At 65.4% G+C, this 1548-nt stretch carries 3 protein-coding genes and 1 pseudogene; 1 reads left to right on the top strand and 3 read right to left on the bottom strand.

Annotated elements, in window-relative coordinates; translation table 11 throughout:
* Nucleotides 1-346 (top strand): FAD-dependent oxidoreductase (locus ACSFA3_RS22865; RefSeq protein WP_435507747.1); only part of this gene is annotated, 346 nt, incomplete at its 5' end.
* An 18-nt stretch (nt 347-364) separates the two neighbouring features.
* Here ACSFA3_RS22865 and ACSFA3_RS22860 read toward each other — a convergent pair.
* From ACSFA3_RS22860 to ACSFA3_RS22850, 3 genes and pseudogenes are all read right to left on the bottom strand, one after another.
* Nucleotides 365-685, bottom strand: a complete 321-nt coding sequence (locus ACSFA3_RS22860) for a DMT family transporter (RefSeq protein ID WP_093075413.1) — start codon at nt 683-685, stop codon at nt 365-367.
* Between the two features lie 5 nt (nt 686-690).
* The gene (locus ACSFA3_RS22855) at nt 691-1161 is read right to left on the bottom strand and encodes a carboxymuconolactone decarboxylase family protein (RefSeq protein WP_435507746.1); all 471 of its coding nucleotides are present in this window, start codon (nt 1159-1161) and stop codon (nt 691-693) included.
* Between the two features lie 86 nt (nt 1162-1247).
* Nucleotides 1248-1548: pseudogene (locus ACSFA3_RS22850) on the bottom strand (RNA polymerase subunit sigma-24); the annotation flags it as partial.

Raw genomic sequence — 1548 nt, 5'->3', positions numbered from 1 at the left:
GCACGTTAACGTGACCGACAGCGCACGCAAGGTGGTGTTCGCGCGCATCGGCTCGCGCCTGCGTGTAGCGGGCATGGCCGAACTGGTGGGGCACGACGCAAGCATTCCGGCCACGCGCATCGAGACACTGGCAGCGGCGACGCGTGCCCTCTTCCCGCATGCGAGCCGGCTCGAGGAACTGCACCCGTGGACAGGCATGCGGCCGGCCACGCCGACAGGACTGCCGATCATCGGCCGACTGGAGAGAGCGCCGTCGAACATGCTGTTCAACACGGGCCACGGCGCGTTGGGTTTCACGCTGGCCTTCGGCTCGGCGCTGAAGATCGGGCAGGCCTTGCAGGCCTGAGCGCAGGCCGCTTCCCTCTCAACTGGTGGTGACCAGCTTGAGCCCGATCACGCCGGCCAGGATGAGCGCAATGCACAGCAGCCGCATCGGCGCGGCCGAATCGCCCAGCACCACCATGCCTACGATCGCGGTGCCTGCGGCGCCGATGCCGGTCCACACTGCGTAGCCCGTTCCCATCGGCAATGTTCGCAGCGAGAGCGAAAGAAGCACCACGCTCGACAGGCCGGCAGCGACCGTGAACAGCGCGGGCACCAGCCGCGTGAAACCTTCGGACGACTTCATCGCAAAGGCGAAGACGATTTCAAGCACGCCTGCAACACCGAGTAATGCCCATGCCATGGCGTTCAGGCCTTGGCAGCGGCGGCAGTAGCAGCGGGCATCGAGCGGAACGTGATGCCGAAGCGGTTGAAGGCGTTCATCAGGCCGATCGCGTAGGTGAGGTCGGCCAGTTCCTTGTCGCTGAACTCGGCGGCGGCGGCTTCGTAGTCCGCATCGGGAACGCCGGTTTCGGCGACGCGCGTCACGGTTTCCGCCCAGGCGAGCGCGACCTGTTCGCGGCGGCTGAAGACTTCGCCCGCGTCGTGCCACACCGGGACCAGCACGAGCTTGTCGACCGACAGGCCAGACTTGAGCAGGTCGCGCGAATGCATGTCGATGCAGTAGGCGCAGCCGTTGATCTGCGAGACGCGGGCGAAGACGAAGTCGACCAGCACCTTGCCGAGCGTGCTCGACTCGATGGTGGTGTTGACGGCGAGGATGGCCTCGAAGGACTTCGGGACGAGCTTGAACCAGTTCAGGCGTGCGGTGGTGTTCATGGGTTTCTCCAGGTGGGTTGCGATGAAATCTGCTTGCTACCCACTGAAGACGGACGAGCCCTGCGCCCCGTGACACGCCGCGCGAACTATCTGGAAGAAAAGAGCTGCGCGATGCGCGCCAGCTTGTCGGGGTTGCGCTGCGCGCGGATGCGCACGATGCGGTCGTTCTCGATCTCGAAGGTCTGGGCCGATTCGAGTTCGCCGTCAAGAAAACGCAGCATGCCCGGCTCGCCGTTGATGTCGACCATTTCCATGCGCACCGCCGGCCCCATGCGGCGCCACAGCGAGTAATACAGCTGCGCCAGACGCTGGCTGCCGCGCAAGATCTTGCTGAAGGTCTGCACCTTGCCGCCACCGTCGCCGATGAGTTCGACGTCCTCGGCCATC

Source organism: Variovorax glucosi (genome assembly GCF_051216695.1).
Classification (GTDB): Bacteria; Pseudomonadota; Gammaproteobacteria; order Burkholderiales; family Burkholderiaceae_C; genus Variovorax.
Note: the sequence above shows the minus strand (reverse complement) of the source record. Positions and strands in the feature narration are given on the sequence as shown.